The organism is Planctomycetia bacterium (assembly GCA_021413845.1).
Classification (GTDB): domain Bacteria; phylum Planctomycetota; class Planctomycetia; order Pirellulales; family PNKZ01; genus PNKZ01.
The window spans coordinates 1-19,771 of sequence record JAIOPP010000064.1 but is presented as its reverse complement, the minus strand read 5'-3'; the positions used below and the strand labels follow the sequence as shown (position 1 = coordinate 19,771).

Annotated in this window: 17 protein-coding genes and 1 pseudogene; 15 read left to right on the top strand and 3 right to left on the bottom strand. The window is 63.0% G+C overall.

From position 1 onward, the window contains the following. The first annotated feature begins 140 nt into the window (after window positions 1-140). From K8U03_11660 to K8U03_11630, 7 genes and pseudogenes are all read left to right on the top strand, one after another. A pseudogene (locus K8U03_11660) lies at window positions 141-1,124 on the top strand (chemotaxis protein). A 103-nt stretch (window positions 1,125-1,227) separates the two neighbouring features. After that, on the top strand, window positions 1,228-1,596 hold the full coding sequence (locus K8U03_11655) for a response regulator (GenBank protein MCE9605539.1): 369 nt from the start codon (window positions 1,228-1,230) through the stop codon (window positions 1,594-1,596). 2 nt (window positions 1,597-1,598) lie between these two features. Continuing rightward, entirely contained in the window at window positions 1,599-2,696 is a 1,098-nt protein-coding gene (locus K8U03_11650; GenBank protein MCE9605538.1) for a chemotaxis response regulator protein-glutamate methylesterase, read from the top strand. Next, window positions 2,693-3,520: a protein-glutamate O-methyltransferase CheR gene (locus K8U03_11645; GenBank protein ID MCE9605537.1), complete on the top strand. Its 828-nt coding sequence runs from the start codon at window positions 2,693-2,695 to the stop codon at window positions 3,518-3,520. The genes K8U03_11650 and K8U03_11645 overlap by 4 nt, the downstream gene beginning before the upstream one ends. Window positions 3,521-3,542: 22 nt before the next feature. Then, window positions 3,543-4,016, top strand: a complete 474-nt coding sequence (locus K8U03_11640; GenBank protein MCE9605536.1) for a chemotaxis protein CheX — start codon at window positions 3,543-3,545, stop codon at window positions 4,014-4,016. A 76-nt stretch (window positions 4,017-4,092) separates the two neighbouring features. Then, window positions 4,093-4,458 carry a response regulator gene (locus K8U03_11635; protein ID MCE9605535.1) on the top strand — a complete coding sequence of 122 codons (366 nt, stop codon included), beginning with the start codon at window positions 4,093-4,095 and terminating at the stop codon, window positions 4,456-4,458. 33 nt (window positions 4,459-4,491) lie between these two features. Continuing rightward, on the top strand, window positions 4,492-4,959 hold the full coding sequence (locus K8U03_11630) for a chemotaxis protein CheX (protein MCE9605534.1): 468 nt from the start codon (window positions 4,492-4,494) through the stop codon (window positions 4,957-4,959). 43 nt (window positions 4,960-5,002) lie between these two features. Here the strand turns inward: K8U03_11630 and K8U03_11625 are convergent, their stop codons facing one another. Further along, window positions 5,003-5,893: a glycosyltransferase gene (locus tag K8U03_11625; GenBank protein ID MCE9605533.1), complete on the bottom strand. Its 891-nt coding sequence runs from the start codon at window positions 5,891-5,893 to the stop codon at window positions 5,003-5,005. A 615-nt stretch (window positions 5,894-6,508) separates the two neighbouring features. On the opposite strand from K8U03_11625, the gene K8U03_11620 reads away from it, so the two are divergent. The 3 genes from K8U03_11620 (at window position 6,509) to K8U03_11610 (ending at window position 9,224) form a co-directional block, all read left to right on the top strand. Then, entirely contained in the window at window positions 6,509-8,050 is a 1,542-nt protein-coding gene (locus K8U03_11620; GenBank protein MCE9605532.1) for an alpha/beta fold hydrolase, read from the top strand. A gap of 220 nt (window positions 8,051-8,270) precedes the next feature. Next, complete coding sequence (gene fae, locus K8U03_11615) at window positions 8,271-8,858, top strand: formaldehyde-activating enzyme (protein MCE9605531.1); 588 nt, start codon at window positions 8,271-8,273, stop codon at window positions 8,856-8,858. 93 nt (window positions 8,859-8,951) lie between these two features. Continuing rightward, window positions 8,952-9,224, top strand: coding sequence for a hypothetical protein (locus K8U03_11610; protein MCE9605530.1), 273 nt, complete (start codon window positions 8,952-8,954; stop codon window positions 9,222-9,224). 14 nt (window positions 9,225-9,238) lie between these two features. On the opposite strand, the gene K8U03_11605 is transcribed toward K8U03_11610, so the two are convergent. Both K8U03_11605 and K8U03_11600 read right to left on the bottom strand, forming a co-directional pair. After that, a complete protein-coding gene (locus K8U03_11605) occupies window positions 9,239-9,937 on the bottom strand; it encodes a basic secretory family protein (protein MCE9605529.1) in 699 nt (232 codons plus the stop codon). Window positions 9,938-10,007: 70 nt separating this feature from the next. Further along, entirely contained in the window at window positions 10,008-10,493 is a 486-nt protein-coding gene (locus tag K8U03_11600) for a GNAT family N-acetyltransferase (protein MCE9605528.1), read from the bottom strand. Between the two features lie 131 nt (window positions 10,494-10,624). Between K8U03_11600 and K8U03_11595 the strand changes: the two genes are divergently transcribed. The 5 genes from K8U03_11595 (at window position 10,625) to K8U03_11575 (ending at window position 19,490) form a co-directional block, all read left to right on the top strand. Beyond that, complete coding sequence (locus K8U03_11595; protein MCE9605527.1) at window positions 10,625-11,170, top strand: hypothetical protein; 546 nt, start codon at window positions 10,625-10,627, stop codon at window positions 11,168-11,170. A 143-nt stretch (window positions 11,171-11,313) separates the two neighbouring features. Continuing rightward, a complete protein-coding gene (locus K8U03_11590) occupies window positions 11,314-12,741 on the top strand; it encodes a DUF1501 domain-containing protein (GenBank protein ID MCE9605526.1) in 1,428 nt (475 codons plus the stop codon). Window positions 12,742-12,743: 2 nt separating this feature from the next. Continuing rightward, on the top strand, window positions 12,744-15,926 hold the full coding sequence (locus K8U03_11585) for a DUF1553 domain-containing protein (GenBank protein ID MCE9605525.1): 3,183 nt from the start codon (window positions 12,744-12,746) through the stop codon (window positions 15,924-15,926). A gap of 66 nt (window positions 15,927-15,992) precedes the next feature. Then, a complete protein-coding gene (locus tag K8U03_11580) occupies window positions 15,993-17,498 on the top strand; it encodes a hypothetical protein (GenBank protein MCE9605524.1) in 1,506 nt (501 codons plus the stop codon). Window positions 17,499-17,648: 150 nt separating this feature from the next. Continuing rightward, window positions 17,649-19,490 (top strand): PQQ-binding-like beta-propeller repeat protein, encoded by a 1,842-nt coding sequence (locus K8U03_11575; protein MCE9605523.1) that lies wholly within the window; start codon window positions 17,649-17,651, stop codon window positions 19,488-19,490. Window positions 19,491-19,771: the final 281 nt, after the last annotated feature.

Genomic DNA, 19,771 nt, shown 5'->3' with positions numbered 1-19,771 from the left:
TTCACCGAACCCCGCAAGAAAAAGAAATCTCCCGCGCAGCCCGTAGCTCCGCTCGGTCCTAAAGCCCGAGGAGGCCACCTCGCCACACAACGAATCCTCGATCAAGCAAAACAACCGAAAAGCTAGCTTCACAACCCTGGGAATACACCTCCGGGGAGTTCAAGCGGTTCGGCAAGGGAGGCAAGGAGATTTGGATCCAAGCCTCTTACAATCCGATCTTCGACATGAACGGCCGTCCGTTTAAGGTCGTGAAGTACGCCAGCGACATCACGGGCCAAGTGCAATCGCGCCAAGAGATGGCGCGGATTCTCGATCAAGTGAACCTGAGCGCCACGACGCTCGGCTCTTCGGCCGAAGAGCTGACGGCCGTCGGCACGCAGATGGCCGCGAATGCCGAAGAAACCGCCGCGCAAGCCAACGTCGTCTCGGCTGCGAGCGAGCAGGTGAGCAAGAACGTGCAGACCGTCGCGACCGGCGTGGAAGAGATGAACAGCAGCATCCGCGAGATCGCCAAGAATGCGACCGAATCGGCCCGCGTCGCCGGCCAAGCGGTGTCAGCCGCCGACATCGCGAACAAGACGATCGCGAAACTCGGAATCAGCAGCATCGAGATCGGCAAGGTGATCAAGGTCATTACCTCGATCGCCGAACAAACGAACCTGCTCGCTCTCAACGCCACGATCGAAGCGGCTCGGGCCGGTGAAGCCGGCAAGGGCTTCGCCGTCGTCGCCAACGAAGTGAAGGAGTTGGCGAAGGAAACGGCGAAGGCCACCGAAGACATCGGCCACAAGATCGAAGCGATTCAACTCGACACGCGGGGAGCGGTCGAGTCGATCCAACAGATCGGCAAAGTGATCGCGCAGATCAATGACATCTCGAACACGATCGCCAGCGCCGTCGAAGAACAAACCGCAACCGCCAACGAGATGAGCCGCAACGTCGGCGAAGCGGCGAAGGGAACGGCCGAGATCGCGCAGAACATCACGGCGGTTGCCGAAGCCGCGCAGAACACGACGCAAGGGGCGACCAACTCGCAGCAAGCCGCCGCGGAGTTGTCGCGCATGGCCGCGGAGCTGCAACAGCTCGGAGCCGGTCAACGGGTGGAAAAGAAATCGAATCGGTAAGCGAACGGAGAGGGGTCGGGGGTCAGACTATTGACTCACAACTTTCCTCCGACCCCTGATCCCCGACCCCCGACCCCTTTTTAACACGACGGAATACTCAGCCATGCGTGCTCTCATCATCGACGACTCTCGGCCGATCCGTCGAATCGAGTCGGAGATTCTCAAGGAACTCGGCTTCGAAACGACCGACGCCTCGAACGGCAGAGAAGGGCTCGAACGGCTCGCGTCGGCCCCGCTGCCCGATGTCGTGCTCGTCGATTGGAACATGCCGGAGATGGACGGCCTGGAGTTCATCACCGCCGTGCGCCGCGAAGAGCGCTATGCCGGGATCGCCGTGCTGATGGTCACGACGGAAACCGAGACCGATCGGATGCTCCGCGCGCTCAGCGCCGGCGCCGACGAATACCTGATGAAGCCGTTTCAGAAGGAAGGCCTCGTCGACAAGCTTCGGCTGGTCGGAGTCGTGAAGTAGCCATGAGAAAAATACGCGTTCTCGTCGTCGACGACTCGGTCGTCATCCGGCGTCTATTGACCGACGTGCTCGGCCAAGACCCGGAGATCGAACTGGCCGGCACCGCGCCGAACGGTCGGATCGCCTTGGCGAAACTTCCGCAACTCTGTCCCGACCTGGTGACGCTCGACATCGAGATGCCGGAGCTCGACGGCCTCGGCACGCTTCCCGAACTACGCAAGCTGTATCCGCGGTTGCCGGTCATCATGTTCAGCACGCTCACCGAGCGCGGCGCGGTCGCCACGCTCGACGCACTGGCTCTCGGCGCGACCGACTACGTGACGAAGCCTGCGAACGTCGGGAGCGTCGCCGCGGCGATTCAAAGCGTGCGCGACCAGTTGATTCCCAAGATCAAAGCGCTCTGCGCGACGGCGGCGGTTCCTAAGGTCGCACGGACGGCGCCGTTCGGTTCGCCGCCGGGACTATTGCCGCCGACGAATCGCCTGCCGCAACGGTGCGATGCCGTCGTGATCGGCAGTTCGACCGGGGGCCCGCAAGCGCTTATGGCGGTGCTCGGCAAGTTGCCGGCAAGTTTTCCGGTGCCGATCGTCGTCGTGCAGCACATGCCGCCGTTGTTCACACATCACTTGGCGAATCGTTTGAACCAGGAATGCGCTCTCACGGTTCGCGAAGCCGCGAACCATGAACCGCTCCAGGCCGGCGAAGTGCTGATCGCGCCGGGCAATTTTCACGTCGAGTTGCGGCGCGGAGTGCGCGACGTGACGGTCTTGCTGAATCAAACGCCGCCGGAGAACTCGTGCCGGCCGGCGGTCGATGTGCTGTTTCGTTCCGCGGCCGCGATGTTCGGCGCTCATTGTGCGGCTGTCGTGCTGACCGGAATGGGCCAAGACGGTCGACGCGGCGCCGAGCAGATCGTGCGGGCCGGCGGCCTGGTCATCGCGCAAGACGAAGCGACTTCGGTCGTGTGGGGGATGCCCCGCGCGGTGGCCGAAGCGGGCCTCGCGCGGCATGTGCTCCCCCTCGCAGCGATCTCGCAAGAACTACTTCGCAACGTCGCCGTCGGCCGCCGCACGCCGATCACTTTAGGAGCGCATTCATGAGCACCGCCGCTTTAGACTCCGACTCGATCTCCTACGTCTGCACGCTCGTGCGCCGGCGTTCGGCGATCGAACTGGATGCCGGGAAGGCGTATCTCATCGAAGCGCGGCTCAGCCCGCTCGCGCGGAAGCACGGATATCCGTCGACCACGGATATGATCCGCACGCTGCAATCGAAGCCGAACGGCGAGGTGCAGCAACAGCTGGTCGAAGCGATGACGACGAACGAGACGAGCTTCTTTCGCGACGCTCATCCGTTCGACGCGCTGCGCACGACGATCGTGCCGGAGCTGCTGCGAACGCGCTCCGCAAAGAAAACGCTCAACATCTGGTCGGCGGCCTCGTCGACTGGGCAGGAAGCGTATTCCATTGCGATGTTGCTGCAGGAGCGGTTTCCGGAGCTGGCAAGTTGGAGCGTGCGGATTCTCGGCACCGATCTTTCCGACGATGTGTTGGAGAAGGCTAGAGCCGCGCGATTCTCGCAGGTGGAAATCAATCGCGGTCTGCCGGCGGCGCTGCTCGCGAAATATTTTCGTCGCGAAGGAATGCAATGGGAGCTCGCCGCGCATCTGCGGAGCATGGTGAGTTTTTGCAAGTTGAACTTGATCGAGCGTTGGCCTTCGATGCCGACGATGGACGTCGTGTTCTTGCGCAACGTGCTCATCTACTTTTCACCCGACACGAAGAAGGCGATCCTCGAGAAGGTCCGCTCGGTCATGGCTCCGCGGGCCGTGCTCTTCTTGGGTGCCGCCGAAACGACGATGGGCCTCGACTCGGCGTTCGAGCGCGTGCAGATCGACAGCAGTGTTTTCTACCGTCTTAAATAGTTTTTTCGGAAGGTTCCGCCCGATGACCGTGAACTACGAAGACATGATCGAACAAATCGCGCAGTCCGTCTTCGCCACGATGTTGAACATCGATCTCGTGCGCATCGAACTGACGGCGCTTCCTGAACGGGACCTGCTGCTGGCCGCCGTGCATATCGTCGGCGAATGGACCGGGAGCGTCGTGCTGGCTCTTTCGCAGCCGGTCGCGACGAGCGCCGCCGCGGCCATGCTGCAAGTCTCGGCGGACGAGGTCACCGAAAACGATCGGACCGATGTCGCTGCGGAGTTGGTGAACATGGTCGGCGGCAACCTGAAAAGCCTGCTGCCGGGCCCTTCGTTCCTCTCGCTGCCGACGACCGTTTCCGGCCGTGAGTTCGGCGTGCAAGTGCGCGATGCGGAGTCGCTATACGACGTCGCCTTGGCCTCGGAATACGGCCCGCTGCAAGTCCGACTCTTCGCTAAACACGCCGCCGCAGCCATCGCGTCGGCAACCTGAAGACCTGTCGAAACCACGAACCTCTGAATCCGACCCCCGACCCCTGACCTCCGACCCCTTCTCCAAGGAACCCACCATGAGCAATAAAGTTCTCGTCGTCGACGATTCCGGAACGATGCGTAAGATCATCAGCCGCGCGCTCAATGCCGTCGGCTACACCGAGGTCGTCGAGGCCGGCGACGGCAATGAAGGCTTAGCCGCCTTTCAAAAGGAGCCGTTCCGACTCGTCATGACCGATTGGAACATGCCCAACAAGTCGGGCCTGGAGCTGACCGCCGACATTCGCGCTACCGGCTCGAAGGTGCCGATCTTCATGGTCACGACCGAAGGGGAGAAGGGGCGCGTGCTCGAAGCCATTCGCGCCGGCATCACCGATTATCTCGTCAAGCCGTTCTCGGCCGATGTCCTGCGCGAGAAGCTCGGGAAGTATTCCGTCGTCTAAAGATCGATTTATCCGCACCGCCGAGGATCGTACATGCGAGTCGAGTTCATCAACCCGTTCGTCGCCGCCACGAGCGACGTGTTTCAAACCATGCTCGGGCGCACGCTCACGCGCGGCCCCTTGAGCATGGTCCGCGAACACACGCCGATGCACGAAGTGAGCGGCCTCATCGGGTTGAGCGGCGCTTGCCGGGGGATGGTCGTCGTGAGCGTCGGCCGCGACACGGCGATCTCGGCCGCCGAAGCGATGCTCGGCGCTAGGCCCGAGGGGCTCGATCGGGACGTGCTCGATGCGATCGGCGAATTGACGAACATGATCGCCGGTGCGGCGAAGACGAAGCTCGAAGAGTATCGCATGACGATCGGGCTGCCGATGGTCATCTGCGGCAAAGCGCAAGCGATCGCGTTTCCGTCGCAAGCGTCGCCGATCGTGATCCCGTTCGAATCCGACATCGGCCCGATCTGCGTGCAAGTCGGGCTGGTGGAAAGTCCCGCTTCGTGAGCGCGTCCGTTTATCGTGCCGAATGCGACATTGAAAACGATCGTTAGGCCGCAAGTTTCTGCGGTGCGCGGCGGCAGACTAGCCGAATGAGCTCGTTGCGCACGCTCGTCTTGTAGCGCCGCGCTTCGTCGGCCATCGTGCGCGCGGCCGTGTAGTTCGATTCACGATAGTATTGTCGCGCGGCGCGGGCGTAGACCGTGCCGAGACGACGCGCGATCGCGTCGGGCGTAAGCAAGGCTCGGCCGCCGCGCTCGTCGACGAAGCGCCGTAAAACTTCGGCTTCGCATTGCTGGCTTCGCCCGCTCGGGGCCGACATGTTGTTCGCGTGCCGTCGCCGCAGGCCGATCGGCTGATTAACCGGCTCGAATCGACATTGCAAACTCATCCGCAAGTACAAGTCGTAGTCGTCGCAATTGCGTAGTCGAACGTCGTAGCCGCCGGCTTGTTCGCACAACTCTCGTCGATGGCAAACGCACATCGGGTTGAGAAACACGCCCGCGAAGAGATCGGCCGTGCCGGTGATCCGATCTTGTAAACGTCCCGACAGGTGTTCGACGCGCTCGCCGACCAGCCGATGGTAGTAGCCGTAGAGAAACTTCGCTTCGGCATGTTCGTCGAGGTATTCGGCAAAGTGCTGCAAAGCGTCGGGCAGCCAAATGTCGTCGCTATCGAGATACGTCAGCCAAGGGGCGCGGGCCTCGGTCGCGGCCCGTTGTCGCGAGGCGGCCAGACCGCGGTTCGAATGACGCAGCAAACGGATCCGCGGATCACCGGCCGCAGCGGCATCGAGAATCGCGGGAGTGCCGTCGCTAGAGCCGTCGTCGATCAGCAAGAGTTCCCAATCGGCAAACGTTTGCCGCAGCACCGAATCGATCGCTTCCGAGACCAATTTTTCTTGGTTGAAAACGGACATCACAACGCTGAACATCGGCATCGGCGCATCCTCGAGCTCGGCAAAGTCGCAACGAAGGCGGAATCGTACCGAATGACTTCGGATGCACCAAGTCCAAGCCCACGACGCCGCGGCTCAATGAATGCCGGCGTTGCCGGTACGAAAGAACTACCGGTACGAGAGAGCTGCGTGGAAGCAGCCGAGGCCGGTCTGTGAGGATTGCGTAGAGCCTGCCGGAATGCGAATCGGATCGCGATCGCGGAGCCACAGTTACTCTCATCGCCTGCGCAAAATCATAGGGTAAACTTGCCGACAGTCCGTTGTCGTACTGAGCGTTCGTGCATGCCCCGATCGAAAAACCCTGCTTCGCGATGCTTTTTACATGTGCATCGGAGCGTAGTTTTCGTCTTTCTGATAAGCCTTGCGTTTTGTAGCGGCTGTGCCCTCTGCGGGTCGCGTGCGAAGTGGGAAGACGGTGCGAGTCGATACGCGAGGGCGCTACGGGAAACGACCGGTTCCTGCGTTCCATATACGTCGCGCCGGCCGTCGCTCGATGTTACCCATGCGAACGAGCTGGCCCAAGCGGCGGGGCGACTAGAGGCGGCCGGCGATCCGGCATGTGTCGACCTCTACTTCGCAGCGACCTGCCGACAATGGATGCATGTCGCTGCCTTGGGCGAACAGCCGACACACGACGACCTGATCTTCGAATCGAAAGCGTATAACGTCGACCTAGCCAAGTTGCTCGCGACGGCGCAGCGCTTCGGTCGGCTGGATCCCGCCAGTGGTTTGCGCGTCGTTCAAGGGGATCGTTTGATTACGATCCCCGTCGAACTGCACGGGTTTGCTTGGACCGCAGAAGATTTCAACCAGATCGAGTTGGTCGGCGACTACCGCTTGACGAGTTACGCTCGGCCGGTGCGCACCGAAGGAGTCGGCGTGCCGCTGCTGGTGCGTCGTTGCCGCACGGAGGAAGAACGATTCTATCGGCGTGTACAGCCCTTCTCAGCCACGGCCGTCTTACGGATGCGGGCCGCGCCGACGATGCGCGAGGCCGGCGAGAATGAGCCGGCGGCGGACGCGGAACTTGTGCTGGAGTTTTACGATCCCGCGAATTGCGGACACCTCATCGATGCGGATCGACGCTGGGTTCTCGCCGGCGATCTGACGGCACCGTTCGCCTGGGTCGCTTACGTCGAGCCGAGCAGTCCCGTGAAAGCGTTTTTGCGTCCGGACAATCTGGAGGCGAAAGCCCAGTTGGTGATGATCGAGCCCTATCAGTGCGGCAAGATTCCGGTCGTGTTCGTGCATGGTTTGGCTTCCGATCCGACTACTTGGCTCACGCAAATTCACTCGCTCCGCGCGCAGCCTTGGTTTCGGGAGCGCTACCAAGTTTGGGCCTTTCGCTATCCGACCGGCATGCCGTTCCTTACGGGCGCCGCCACGTTGCGTCGAGAACTTCAGGCCGCCGTCGCGCTGTCGCCGGGAGCCGCTGAAGATCCCGCCGCGCAACAAATGGTGCTCGTCGGACACAGCCTGGGGGGCTTGGTTTCCAAGCTGCAAGCGACGGAAAGCGGCACCGATTTATGGAACGTCGCGGCGAACCTGTCGTTGGATGAGATTCAGGCGAGCGCAACCGATCGCGAACGCTTGCGCGAGGTCTTCTTTTTCGAGCCGCTGCCGTTCGTGCGCAAGGTGATCTTTATCGGCACGCCCCATCGCGGCTCCTCCATCGCAAACCAAGCTGTCGGCCGTGTCAGTTCTTGGTCGGCACGAATAACAAGTCAAGCCGACGAACGGCACCGTCGATTGATTGCGGAGAACCCGGATGTATTCGCACCGTGGATCGTGAGAAAGGTGCCGACGAGCATCGACCTGCTGCAACCCGATCATCCGCTGCTGTGCGCCGTGGAAAAGTTATCGATCGGTAGGAATGTCGAACTGCATTCCATTATCGGCCTGGCCGACGCGAGTGGAACCGATGCCCCGGGCGACGGCGTCGTCTCGCTCGCCAGCGCTCGCCACTGCGGCACCCTCTCTGAAAAGCACGTTTCCGAAACGCACCGCGGGCTACACGAAGCGGCTACGACCACGATCGAGATCGAACAAATCTTGCAGCGGCAATTGCGGGAAATCGAGGATTCGATCATTACGGAATCGATCGAGCAGCCGGTTCCTCGACCACGGTTTGTCGATTAAAATCCGGCGCAGCTCCGTTGGCAGTCGCAAGATCTGCGGACAGCTTAGTCGCCTCTTGCTTGCTTCACGAAGCGTCGACTAGCTTGCTGCGACGCGCTCACGGCCTGGAACATGGAGATCGAAACGGAAGGCCCGACCTAACGGAAAAATGACGGCCGAGGGAAGAATACGACCCCTGCGAGCAAGTAAACGAACTCATTCATGAACGGAGTTTTCGGCGATGGCGAAGAAAAAGAAATCCGGCAAGAGCGGTAAGAAAGCTGCTACGGGGCGCATCGTGTTGCGCTCGGGCGAGGCGCTCGTCGAGGCCGATGAAGCATGGTCGGCGGCCGAGCCCGAGGTGATGATCGGCGAGCTCGACGGGCCGGTCGGCTATGCGCTGGCGAATCTACTCGGCAGCCAAGTGAAAGGTCACACGAAAGTCTTCGCGATCCTCAACAGCGACGTCCAAGTGCGCCCGGTCACGATGATGGTGAGCAAGGTCACGGTCAATAGCGAGAAGTACACCAACATCCTAATGGGAACCGTGCAGGCCGCGATCGCGCACGGCGTGCTCGATGCCGTGCGGGCCGGCGATATTCCGAAGCAGAAGGCCGACGACCTCGGCATCATCGTTTCGGTGTGGCTCGACCCGAGCGTGGTCGACGTGGAAATCGATCACGAAGTTCTGTTCCGGACGAATCGCGAAGCGACCGCCAAGGCGATCCATAAAGCGATGCACAACGAGCCGTCGATCGATTGGCTACTCAAGAACCAAAACACGGTCCCGCACTACTTCCATCAACTCGCACTGGAAGGCAAGTTGTAAAAATAAAGGGGACATTCTACTTTATTTATTAAAGTAGAATGTCCCCTTATTTCGAGTTGCTTGAGACATCTCATGACAGACGTTCGACTCTTGATGGCTTGCTACATCGTCGTCGGCGCGCTCGCGACCTACGGAAGAGGCGTCGTCGTCGGCTATCTGGTCGGGCTTCTTTTCGCGTCCGTCCTCTATAAACACGCTGTTCGCCACGTAGTCGAGCCACAAGCGGCGAGGATCGAAAACCTTTTTGCGGCGCAGGCTGAGTTGCAATCGGCCGAAGGGATACGTCAGCGCCCAGACGGCGTCGAGCAGCGCCGTGAACGGCGCTCCGGGGGTATGGAAAGGGGGACATTCTACTTTAATTATTAAAGTAGAATGTCCCCTTATTTTTCACGTACGCACTCTTCCCACAGCGCATCCAGCGTCGTCCCCGTGAGCGTTCTAAAGTCTTCCGTGGCGAAGTCGCGGTTTTGCATTTTGCGGTGCAGCTTGTCGACGAGGCCCGGGTGTTTCCCGTCGAGCCACACTAGGAAGCGGGCCGTCGTGCGATAGCTATCCTTGTAGCTTTGCTGCGCCGTAAGTTTCTCGGGGAGCGACCAGCCGGGTTGCTCTTTCGGGCCGTACTTGTGTCGGGCATAGTCGGCCAAGCCTTCGGTAAACCAGCCCGGCTCCGGGCTCGGATACGCTTGCACGGCGTGCGTGAGCTCGTGCGTGAGCAGGCCGAGATCTTCCGGATGGCGCCGCATCCAATCGACGCTGACGGTCACCTGGTCGCCGCTGCAATGCGCAGGAACTTTCAGCCCCCGCTCGAAGACCAAGCGGATCCGGCGCGGGGCGGGCTTCTGCGGATTTTCGAACCGCGCGACCAGCTGCGGATACGATTCGTAAAACAGAGTCGTCAGCCGGCCGACCGTCGGAGCCAACGCCGCATCGATCTCGCCGGAGATCACGAGCGTGAACGCCTTCGCAGCGGCGGCCGGCGCGTCGTTCGCCGGCGGCTGCGCCAGACCTGCCGACGCAACGAGGCCGGCGGCTAAGAGCGAGGAGATCACGAACGTGAGCGGGCGTAATGATGAGTTCATGATTTCCAATCTCGCACAAACCACGGCGCGGTGAAACCGAATTTCTCCCGACCTTCACCGATCTCGACCATCAAGATCTCACCGGGTGCTCGAGCACCAACTCCTTCCGCATCGCGGCGTTCGACAAGGCCACGCCGGATACGACCGGCAGCCGTTGTTCGACGATCGTGAAGCCGAATTTTTTAAAGAAGGGTTGCGCCGTGAGACTCACGTGCGACTCCAGCACCGCGACTCCCTGCTCCTCCGCCGCTTGGTGGATGCGCGTCATCAGCAGCGTGCCGAGCCCGCGCCGTGCGTACGAGGTCGCGACGAAGAAATGGTCGATGAAGCCGCTCGGGTTCACGCTCGCATAGGCCGCGATTCGGCCGGCATCCTCGACGACGAACGGGCGAAGCGTCTGCATCCGTTCGGCCCAGCGAGCTGCGTCGTAAGCGCGCGGCGCCCAGGCGTCGAGTTGCTCGGGCGTGTAGTCGCGGCTCGCCAGCCCATGCACGGCGGAATAGAAAACCGTGCGCAAAGCCGGCTCATCTCCGAGGCGGAATTCGCGGATCTGCATCGGGCTGCTCAGCTGGTTGTTCAGTGGGCCGTTCAACGGGCTCTGCGACAAAATTTGACTTCGGTTTCCCGAGCGATAGACTCACCCGTTGTGGGGTGAATTCCGCTCCGTGGCTCATGGGAGGCATGAAAATGAAAAGCGCAGCCTATCTGTTGTCGTTCGGATGTCTGACCTCGGCGTTGTGCTTCGTCGCCGAAGCGGCCTCGGCGCAGAATCCCGACTATCCCGGCTACCTCGGAGTGTACGTCGTCGAAGGCAATGGCGGGATGCGCATCTCCAACTTCATTCGCAACACGCCGGCTGCCGAACTGGCGCAGCAAGGGAACATCGCCCGCAACGATACCATCACCAAACTCGGCGGCCGGCCGACGCGCACGCTGCAAGAACTGCGCGTGGCCCGCAATAGGATTCCGGAAGGGAAGGAAGCGAAGATGGTGTTGAAATCGGGGAACGAATACTACCACGTTTGGATCGGTCGGAGCGAGGCGACCGCCGCCGCGGTCTACGGTTCGGCGGCTCCCGGTTCCGCTGCGCCGGGCTCTCCCGCACCCGGCGCCGACCGCTTCTCCAAAGGAGCGCGCGGCGAAGGAGACGAAGGAGACTTCCGCGACCCGAAGGGAACCGTCGACCCACCGAAATCCGGCGGCGGCGAGGGAGAGTTCCGGGATAAGAACTAAGCCGAGAGCGGCTATCTGAGGCGAGCACGAAGAAAGTGAACGCACCGCACCGAGCGGTTTCGCGTTGCGGGGCTGTGCGCTTCGGGACTAGAATGGAAGACCCGCCCCGATTCCTTCCGTTCCCGCCCGGACACCATCCCATCATGCTTCCACGCGCTCGCGCTACGCGCCGCAGCATCTTGCAACTCGGCGTCTGCGGGCTCTCGTCGCTTGCCGGCCTTGGGCCGCAGTGGCAGAGTTCGGTGTCGGCGGCGGCGAAGTCGGCCAAGGCGAAGCGCGTGCTCATCCTCTTCGAGCAAGGGGGCGTGTCGCACATCGACACTTGGGACCCGAAGCCCGAGGCGGCTGCCGAACACCGGAGCCCACACAAGCCGATCGCGACGAATGTGCCCGGCATCTTCGTTACGGAGCTGCTCGCGCAAACCTCGCGGCACATGGATAAGCTCGCGATCGTCCGCTCGATGATTCAGCCGACGCCCGGCATCGGCAACTCGCACCCGATGGGCTCGAAATACGTCTTCTCGGGCGAAGCCCCCGGCGGGCCGGAAGACATGCCCGACATTAGTTCCGTCGTGTCGCTCTTGGCCGGCAGCCAGGCGAGCTACTTACCGAGCAACATCATGGTGCCCGGCGGGAGCGAGCAGGCGTATAACTCGACGATCGGCTTTCTGCCGCCGGCTCACAAAGTGTTTCGCACCGGCGGCAACCCGTGCGATCCCGCTTGGACCGTGCCGAACCTCGGGCTGGTCGGCAACATCGACGCCGCGCGGTTTCGCGACCGGACCGATCTGTTGAGCAACCTCGACGTCGGCATTCCCGGCGCCGAGCGCGTGAAAGACGTGCAAGCGCTCGGCTCGTTGCGCGGGCAGGCCGAAGACATGCTGACGAACCCGGCGACGCGCAAAGCATTCGATCTGAAGAGCGAGCCGGAAAAGCTCCGCGAGAAGTACGGCACCGGCCATCGCGGACAATGCTACTTGCTCGGCCGGAAGCTGATCGAAGCCGGCGTGCGCTACGTGACGGTCGATTGTCGCGAACCCTCGAGCTCGTGGCGCGAGGGGAAGTCGGTGAATTATCCCGGCGGCGGCAACATGAATTGGGACCATCACGACGCGATCTACTCGGCCGACAACACGAACAAGCCCGGCGTAAGCGGAGCCGGCGGCGGACGCTTCGGCATCGCCACTTGGCCGATGATGGGGAGCACGGATCAAGCGCTCGCGGCCTTGCTCGACGATCTCGACGAGCGCGGCCTGCTGGCCGAGACGCTCGTCTGCTTCGTCACCGAATTCGGCCGGACGCCGAAGATCAACAAGAGCCAAGGGCGCGACCATTGGGTTCATGCGTTCTCGTTCGCCTTCGCCGGAGCCGGCGTGCGCGGCGGCCAAACGATCGGCGAATCGGACAAAGACGGCGGATACATCGCCAGCGCGAACGCCTACACCATCGACGACTACGCCGCGACGATCTACGAAAAGCTCGGGCTCGATCGGCACAAGCCGATCTACACGCCGGCGAATCGCCCGATCATGCTGGCCCGCAAGGGCGAGCCCATTCCGGAGCTGCTCTAACGATGCAAGCTTCGCACATCATTCGGCGATTACGGACTGTCGCGCTCGTGCTGCTTGCCGTCGCGGCATCGGCCGAGCGAGCGCCGGCCGCGGATGATCTCACCGTGGGCGTGGTGCGCATCGAAGTCGTTCCGCAGCAAGTCATGTTGCGGGCCGCGCGCGAGACGGCGCAACTGATCGTCACCGGCTACGATGCCGCCGGCGCAACCCGCGACCTCACGCACGTCGCGGAGATTCGTTCGCAAGACGAAGCGCTCGCGACCGTCGTCGGGGGCAGAGTTTCGGCGCGCGCTACGGGGCCGGCCGGCGGTCGGACGACGCTTGAAGTTCGCGTCGGTTCGCAGCGGCAATCGGTGCCGTTCGAAGCGGCGAACCTCGACCGGCCCGATCCGGTTCGCTTCCGCTCGGAAGTTCTTCCGGCGTTGACGAAGCAAGGGTGCAACGCCGGCTCGTGCCACGGGGCACCCGAGGGGAAAGGGGGCTTCGCGCTGTCGATGCTCGCCTACAAACCCTCGATCGATGAAGATTCGCTGACGACCGGCGGCTTGGCACGGCGCGTCGAACCGAATGCGCCGCTGGAAAGTTTGTTGTTGAAGAAGCCGCTGCTCCGGGTAACGCACGTCGGCGGGAAGCGCCTCCACCCGACGGACGCCGCTTACACGGTGCTGCGCGATTGGATCGCCGAAGGGGCGAACGTCGGGAAGGCCGACGCTCCGCGTTGCGTCGGCATCACCGTATCGCCGGGCCCTGCGCGAACGGTCGTCGTGCCGTACGTGCGGCAGCAACTCAACGTCGTGGCCGAGTTCGCCGACGGCACCAAGCGAGACGTCACGCGCCTCGCCACGTTCGACAGCTCGAACAAAGAGATCGCGGTCGTCGGCCCGGAAGGGCTCGTTACCGGACGGGAGCGAGGGCTCACCGCCGTCACGGTGCGGTATCTCGACTTCGTCGAGTCGGTCTACTTCACGGTCATTCATCCGCTGCCGGGCTTCGACGCGGCTTGGAAGAAGGCCGCCGAAAACGAAACCTCGCGGGAGCCGGCGGAGAACAACTACGTCGACCGGCTCGTGCATGCGAAGTTGAAGCAATTGCAATTCGTGCCGAGCGAACTTTGCGACGATACCGTGTTCGCCCGCCGCATCCATCTCGACCTGACCGGCCTCCCGCCGACCGCCGAACAAGTGCGCGAGTTCCTCGCCGACGGCAAGCCGACGAAGCGCGCCGCGCTGATCGATCGCCTCCTTGCGAGCGAAGAGTTCGCCCGCTCTTGGGCTCAAAAGGAAGCCGATCTTTATCGAGTGAACCCGCAGGTGCTCGACGTCGAGCTGATGCGGAGCGACGGGCGGAAGATCTTGGCCGGCCGAGCCGCGCTGTTCAACGATTGGCTCGTCGACGAGTGGCGCCGCAACGTGCCGTACGATCGCCACGTGCGCGAGCTGCTCACCGCGATCGGCGACACGCACAGCGTCGGGCCGTCGAACTTCTTCGAAGCGATCCCCAAGCAAGACGATATCTCCGAAGCGACGGCGCAGCTCTTCATGGGCTCGCGCATCAACTGCGCGAAGTGCCACAATCATCCGTTCGAGAGCTGGACGCAGGACGACTACTACCGGATCGTCGCCGTGTTTACGCGCGTGCGGCAAGACAACGACACGATCACCGTGGCGCCGATGGGAGAAGCGACGAACCCGAGCACCGGCAAAGTGATGGTCCCTTGGGGGGTCGACGTCGCGACGAAAACGGCCGGCAAGCCCGACGCCGATCGCCGCGCGATCTTCACCGCCTGGCTGACGAAGCCGGAGAATCCGTTCTTCGCGCGGGTCGCCGTGAACCGGATTTGGGCGCATCTTTTGGGGCGCGGCATCGTGCATCCGGTCGATGATTTTCGGTCGTCGAATCCGCCGGCGAACCCGGAACTGCTCGATGCCTTGGCCGCCGACTTCGAGAGCCACGGCTACGATCGGAAGGCCGTCGTGCGGACGATCGCCAATAGCCGCGCGTATCAACGTTCGACGAACACCTCGCCGTGGAACGAAGCCGATCGAACGTTGTTCTCGCACTACACCCCGCGCCGCCTGACCGGCGAACAACTCCGCGATGCGATCGGCTATGCGAGCCGAACGCTCGAGCCGGTCGTGGCGTCGTCGGATCGCATTCGCGAGCGCGAGGCCGAGCTCGCCGCGCGGCTCGACAAGGTTCGCTCCGAGCAACCGGCATGGGAGAAGAACGTCCGAGAGCGGATCCAAAAGGCGCCGCTGTGGAACGGCCTGTGGCGGACTTATGTTGCGAAGGAGAAGAAGGAAGCCGCGGCGGTCGACCTTGCGAAGCTTCCGGCGAGCGACTGGAGCGACGAACTCCGCTGGATCGATCTGCAAGATTTTGCCTTGGAGCTGCCGCAAGACGGAGTCCGCTGGTTCGCGACGGAGTTGCATGTGCGCGAAGCCGGCAGCGCGACCTTCTCGCTCACGACCGATGCGGCGTATACCCTCGAGCTCGACGGCCGCACCGTTCACGAAAAAGATCCGAAGCAGCGCCGCAACGGCGGGACGAAAGAGATCGCGCTCAAGCTCGAGCCGGGCTTGCGGCGCATGGTCTTGCGCGTGGAGGGGCCTACGGACTCGAAGAAGATTCGGGGCGGCTTCGTGAAGTGGAACGATAAGGGGCTCGAACGATTTGAAGTACGGCGCGACGCCGTCGACGCGCTCGCCGCCGCCGAGGCGCTGCCGAACGAGCTACGATCAGCGGTCGTCGACTATCGGCAAGCGACCGACGGGCAAGTGCAGAACCTGCGGCAGACGATCGCGGAACTTAAATTCCGCATGGCGTATCACACGCAGCGGCCGTTTCCCGAGCGGTCGCAGTTCGCCGAGGCGTTCGGTCAGCCGAAGCGCGAGAGTGCCTGCGCGTGCGATCGTTCGAGCGACCCGACGCTCGATCAAGCCCTGAACTTGCTCAACGGCGCGGAGACGCAAGCGGCGTCGAGCAACGGCGCCGCGCGCTACGCCCAGCTCGACGACACGGCGCTGTGCGACGAAGTCTATCTCTCGGCCTTCGCCCGTAAGCCGACCGACGCCGAGCGGGCGAGCATCCTCGCGTTCGTGAAACGCGGCTCCGATCGAAAAGAATCGATTCGCGACTTGCTCTGGGCTCTGTTCAACACGAGAGAGTTTTTGTTTCAGCACTAAGTCTTGGGTGGCACGGACAACTCGTTGTCCGTGCGCCGTAGGCGCAAGAGATTCGCGGCCGGAAACATGACGACAAATTCGCTGTGCCTCAGTCATTATCCTCGGGCGCGTGCCGCGCACGGACAACGAGTTGTCCGTGCCACCCGATGTTTTATCGTCGCACTCGCTTGTTCCGTCGCCGCATCCGCGTCGGCCGAAGAGGTTTCGTTCCTGCGCGATATCGCGCCGCTCGTCACTTCGCGCTGCACCGGTTGCCACGGCGATAAGAAAGCCGAAGGGGATTATCGACTCCACACGTTCGAGTTTCTCACGCTCTCGGGTGCCTCCGGCACTGCGGCCGTAAAGCCGGGGAAGCCGGATGAATCGGAATTGCTCGCGCGGCTCGTCGACGCCGATCCCTCGACCCGCATGCCTCAGGAAGACGATCCGTTCACGAAGGCCGAGCTCGACTTGGTGCGGCGCTGGATCGCGGCCGGCGCGAAGTTCGACGGCGTCGACCCGTCGGCCTCGATCAAGTCGCAGCTGCCGGCGCGGAAACATCCGGCCGCGCCGGAGCGCTACGCGCACCCGTCCCCGGCCTATGCCTTGGCCTGGTCGCCGGCGACGGGCGAGGTGGCGGTCGCCGGACATTACGAAGTCACGCTCTGGAGCGCCGAAGGGAAGCTGGTTCGTCGCCTCGGCGGCTTACCCCTGCGAATTCATGCGTTGAAGTTCGATCGCGCGGGCAAACGGCTGCTCGTCGGCGGCGGCAGCCCCGGCGACTTCGGCGAACTCTCGCTCGTCGACCCGACGGGCAAGGCGCCGCCGCGCGTCGTCGCCGTATTCGACGACGTCGTCCTCGGCGCGGCGTGGAACCGCGACGACACGCGCATCGCCGCCGCTTCGGCCGATCGTTCGGTGCGCGTGTTCGATGCCGCCGACCTCAAACAGCGTTGGACGTCGCGGCTCCATTCCGACTTCGCGACCGCCGTGTCGTTTCGCGACGACGACCGCTTCGTCGCCACGGCCGGCAAGGATTGCACGGTGAAAGTGCTCGACGCCGCGACCGGAAAACTTTTCACCACGTTTAACGGCCATCAAATGAACCTCACCAACGAAGCCGGTCGGTTCGCCGTGGCCGATGTCGCCTTCCTGCCGAAGTCGCCTCGGGCGGTGTCGGTCGGCGAAGGGCGTTCGGTGCGGCTCTGGGAGCCCGAGAAGGCGCAGGCCGAGAGCGGCGACGCAGGAGACATGGAATCGCGCTTCGCCACGACGGCCCATACGCAGTTCTTGCCGCACGCCTCGCGCAGGCCGGGCCTGCATCTGGCCGCGGCAAGCGATCGGCTGTTCGTCGCGACCGGCGACGGCCCGGTGAAGCAGTTCGATCTCACCACTCTCAAGCCGGGGGTCGATCTGCTCGGCTCGACCGCTTGGACGTATTGCGTCGATGTCGAGCCCGTGACCCTGCGCGTCGCCGCCGGTTCGCACGACGGCACCGTGCGCATTTGGGACGCGGCGTCGGGCCGGCTGCTGTCGTCGTTCGTCGCCTCGCCGGGATGGACATCGCCCGCAGCGGCAACACCGAAACCGTGATCTCGATCCGAAAAACACCGGCATCCCAAAAAACACGGGCATCGGCCGGAGACCCCTATTTCCGCATTGCCGCGGGTCGGTCACAATAACGATCTTCCCTCGCCTGCCGAATCATCCCACCTGAATCATTCTCTTCGGAGTCGCCCGGCCATGATCGTTTCCTCGCGAACCCTCGCGCTGCTCGCTTGCTTTGCGTTTGCGTCGTCTTCCTTCGCCGAGGTCCCCTTCGGTCCCGGCGATTGGCCGCAATGGCGCGGACCGTTGCGCAACAATCTGAGCAGCGAGACCGGTTATGCGCGCCAGTGGCCCGATGCCGGTCCGCCGGTCGTGTGGCAAGTCGATTCCGTCGGCGTCGGCTACTCGTCGCTCGCCGTGAAGGATGGACTCATCGTCACGCAAGGGGATCTCGACGGGGTCGAACACATCGTCTGCTTGAAGGCCTCGGACGGTTCGACCGTGTGGGCCGTGCAGCCGGAGCCGGTCGCCGTCGAGCTGACGGCGAAGCTCGTCGCCGAGAAGAAGAAGCTCGATAAAAACACCGACGGGACGATCGACGAAGCCGAAGCGCTCATCGGCATCGGGCCCGACTTCTACGGCTTCGAGCAAGCCGCCGTGAAAGGGGACGAAAAGGCAATCGCCGCCGCGCGAACCGCGAAGCTCTTGAAGCTGCTCGATACCGACGGCGACGGCAAGCTCGGCTTCGCCGAGACGGCCAATCGCTTCCGCAACCAATTCACCAAGATCGACAAAGCCGACAAGACGGCCGATGCCGCGGCGCTGGCCGCGCAGCGCACCGCCGACATCATGAAGGCCGACAAAGACGCCGACGGCAAGCTCTCGAAGAAGGAAGCCAACGGCACGGCGGCGCAAGATCCGTTCGGCCGCGCCGACGTGAAGGATCCCGCGTCCGGCAAGGCGGACGATCAACTCACGCCGGAAGAACTCGAAGCGCATTTCAAGAAGAACGAGGCCGGCCTCGATGGTCTGCTAAGCGGCGAGGAGCTGGCGACGTTCTACGAACAATCGCAGGCCGGCAAGGACGGCACCCTGAGCGAAAACGAACTCCGGGGCTTCTTCGGCGGCTATCGCAACAGCTTCGGCGACGGCCCGCGCGGCACCCCGACGATCGACGGCAAGGTCGTCTACGCGGAAGGGGGCAACGGCGATCTCACCTGCCTCGACCTCGCGACCGGCAAGACCCTGTGGTACAAGAACCTCGCGAAAGATTTCGGCGGCGGGAAGCCGGGCTGGGGCTACAGCGAGTCGCCGCTGGTGGAAGGAGAGCTCTTGATCGTCACGCCCGGCGGCGCGAAAGGAACGATTGCGGCGCTCGATAAGCATACCGGCGCCGAGGTGTGGCGTTCGTCGGCCGTCGAAGGGGCGCATTACAGTTCGCCGCAAGTCGCCGAGATCGCCGGCGTGCGGCAGATCGTGCAGTTCGCTTCGAAGAACGTCTTCGGCGTGCAACTCAGCGACGGCAAGCTGCTCTGGACCTACTCGCACGCCAACAACGGCACCGCGAACGCCGCCACGCCGATCGTGCGCGGCGACTACGTCTATGCCTCGAGCGGCTACGGCACCGGCGGCGGGCTCGTGAAAGTCTCGAACAAAGACGGCGTCTTCTCGGCCGAAGAAGTCTACTTCGACAAGACCCTTGCCAACCACCACGGCGGCGTGCTGCTGGTCGGCGAGTATCTCTACGGCTTCGGCACCGGCCTGATCTGCCAAGACTTCCTCAGCGGCAAGATCGCCTGGAAGGCGCGGAGCGTAACCAAAGGCTCGTTGACCTACGCCGACGGACTGCTGTTTTTACTCGGCGAGAATCATGAAGTGGCGCTGGCCGACGCCCTGCCCGACAGCTACCAGGAAAAGGGGCGCTTCAAGATCGACAACTTCGGCCGCCCGTCTTGGGCCCATCCGATCGTGGCCGGGGGAAGAATGTATATCCGCAACATGCACCGCATGACGGCCTACGACGTAAGGGCGAAGTAGCCCCAAAGTAGCAGGCACGTTCCACGTGCCGTCAGCCACGTGCGCCGTTCGAGCTAAGTGCAGCATCGCGCCGCCGCTTCCGTTCAATAGCCCCAGATGCATATCCGGGGCCGCAGCGTGATGATCGTTCCCTATCAGCTGTGGCGGACGGCACGTGGAACGTGCCTGCTACGTTGAAGACATGGCCCAATTCTTCGCGTTGAATCTCGCGGCGCGACGTGCGATGTTGAGCCGTGTGAGGAGACGCGACTCCGACCTCCGGTAGGTTTCGACGCGTTGCT